This is a genomic window from Fibrobacter sp., assembly GCA_024398965.1.
Classification (GTDB): domain Bacteria; phylum Fibrobacterota; class Fibrobacteria; order Fibrobacterales; family Fibrobacteraceae; genus Fibrobacter.
This window is the reverse complement of sequence record JAKSIF010000110.1, coordinates 1-2,507: the sequence shown is the minus strand read 5'-3', so window position 1 is coordinate 2,507 and position 2,507 is coordinate 1. Positions and strand designations below refer to the sequence as shown.

The window sequence follows — 2,507 nt, the reverse complement described above, 5'->3', positions numbered from 1 at the left end:
CTGCAGGGTATAACAAGGGCGTTTACCTGTTGCAATCCGCTGATGGAATTAGGCGAATTGTGAAATTGGGTGATCTGTAGCTTTAATATCCTCTTTTTTGTATAATCACAAGCTGTTTGCGCTCCTTCGGGGTATTGCATTTGGGCTACTTGTAATGTATATCTAGCTTAGATGGTTTAACAACTTCTAAGGAGGAGTGTTATGGTTAGGAAAATCTCTCAGGGTGTTACTGCTATTGCTGTCTCATCCCTGCTTTTTGCATGTGGCGATTCCACTACGTCGCCGGATTCCCAAAACAACGACATCGTGTCGTTTGAAACTTACGACGCTCTTCCTGAGTGTACTTCCGATAGGGAAGGCGACATAGTTTTGGTCCGTTCCGAAGGCCAGAAATATAAGTGCTATGCTGGCACTTGGGCTTTGCTTGTTTCCAATGGGGAAAGTGGCTCCGCAGATAGTTCTTCTACTGAGCCTAGCGGAGACGGAAAGCCAGGCCTGTCTTCCGACTCAAAGCAGGAAGAGGCTGCCAACGGCCAGGTCACAGCTTCGTCTTCATCTACGATGCGTTCAAGCTCTTCCGTTAGTCCGATTTACGGAGGCGTTATCGGAGGCTCTGTCGGTGGCAACCTTATGCACTGGGTTGGCGACGAAATGGTATATCGAGTTGAAACCGGGCTTGATGTTGGTACAGAAACATCTGGTTACTGGTATGCATACGCTGACGACGCCGATGGTGGTGCTTCTACAATTACATGGCCTGTTCCCTTGGGAAATGAATATGTGGACGATGCCATGGATCCAGTTATTGATGTCTGTGGCGGCCTATGTGGAACCATCAGCTTAGAAAAGGGATCCCTTACGTATGACCCGTATGTAGGTGTGGGTTTCAATGTTGGTGGCGACGATGAGTCTGGTACTCCTGCCGCTGTTGACGCTTCCAAGTGGAATGGTGTTTGCGTCGGTTACTCATCCGATATTGCAGTATCTCTTGAAATGGGTCTTGGCGATGCTATGGATGCTGAAATTGGCTTTGACAATCCTTTCGTTACGCTTCCAAAGTCTGCAACGGGTTCGCTAAAGTGCTTTGAATGGAAACAGTTTAAGGCAGGCGGATGGGGGCTCCCCAGTGCCGCATCCGGTGCCGATGTCGCCGATAAACTTGTTGCCTTGAAGTTCAAGTTCCAGGGAAAATCGGGAACCACTGGCAAGTTCAACATTATGTCAGTTACCTCCAATGAGTACTCTGGCGTCGTTGTTCCTGCTGCCTCCAGTTCTTCTGTTGCAAGTTCCAGCTCAGTCTCCTTTACGCCGAGTCCCGTAATCGGCAGTGGTTGCGACGCTTCCTTAACAGGTTCCTTGATGAAATGGTGTGGTGATTCTGACGAATACAGCGTAAATACCGGCCTTGATAATGGTTCGGAAACCTCTGGTTATTGGTTCACGTATGATGATGAAGTCGATGGCGGAAAGTCTCAGATTGTGTGGCCGCAGGTTGAACATGATTACGATTCTTTCGATCCGATCATGGACTATTGTAAGGGAGTATGTGGTGGATATGCTCTAAGCAAGGGAACCCTTTCGTATAATCCTTATGTCGGGCTTGGTTTCAATGTCGGTGGCGAGGATCTGACTGGAGTGGCTGTTGCAGTGGATGCATCCAAGTGGGGCGGAATCTGCGTTTCTTATGCAGTTGATTCCCCGATGACTCTTGAAATTGGCCTAGGTGATGTGGGCGATGTAGAAATCGAGTATGACAACCCGTTCGTAACCTTGGCAAAGGCGCCGACTGGTTCTACAAAATGCTTTGCTTGGAATCAGTTTAAGCAGGCCGGCTGGGGTTCTGTCAAGATAACCGGTGAAGCAGCCGCAGCAAAGATTGCTAGCTTGAAGTTCAAGATCCAGGCTACAAGCGGATCCATCGGCAACTTCAACATCATGGGAGTTTCTTCCGTAATGTAGTTAGATTTACGGGAAAATCTTTTTGATGGATTTTTTATGAAGGGACGGTTTTCCTGCCTTGCATTTTTGATTTGTGGATTAATCCTGTTTTGGGGAACTTTGACCTTTGCGGAGGAATTGGCCAATGCTTCGGTTGAAGGCTCTGTGTTGAAGGATGCTCGTGATGGTCAGGAATACAAGACAGTAAAAATTGGTTCCCAGATTTGGATGGCAGAGAATCTGAGCTTTGCCGCGGAAGAAAGTTTCTGCTATACACGTTTCAATTACGACTGTCGCAAGTACGGTCGTTTTTATACTTGGGATGTGGCGAAGGATGTTTGCCCCGCCGGATGGCATTTGCCTACTGCCGAGGAGTTCGATCAGCTCTTCGTTGAGGTGGGTGGCCGTGATTCTGCCGCCGTCAAGCTGAAATCCGCGGAAGGCTGGAGCCATTACGGCAATGGCTCCGATGAATATGGATTTAATGGAACGCCGTCGGGTTTCCGTGATTACCGCGGGCGATTCGATCGCCAGACAATGTATGCTTACCTCTGGAGTGCGACGGAAGA

The 2,507-nt window shown here is 48.6% G+C and carries 2 protein-coding genes; both read left to right on the top strand.

What is annotated here, in order from left to right; translation table 11 throughout:
* Positions 1-201: 201 nt before the first annotated feature.
* Positions 202-1,959: a hypothetical protein gene (locus MJZ26_14860; protein ID MCQ2107057.1), complete on the top strand. Its 1,758-nt coding sequence runs from the start codon at positions 202-204 to the stop codon at positions 1,957-1,959.
* 36 nt (positions 1,960-1,995) lie between these two features.
* On the top strand, positions 1,996-2,507 hold a 512-nt coding region (locus tag MJZ26_14855; protein MCQ2107056.1), incomplete at its 3' end, for a fibrobacter succinogenes major paralogous domain-containing protein.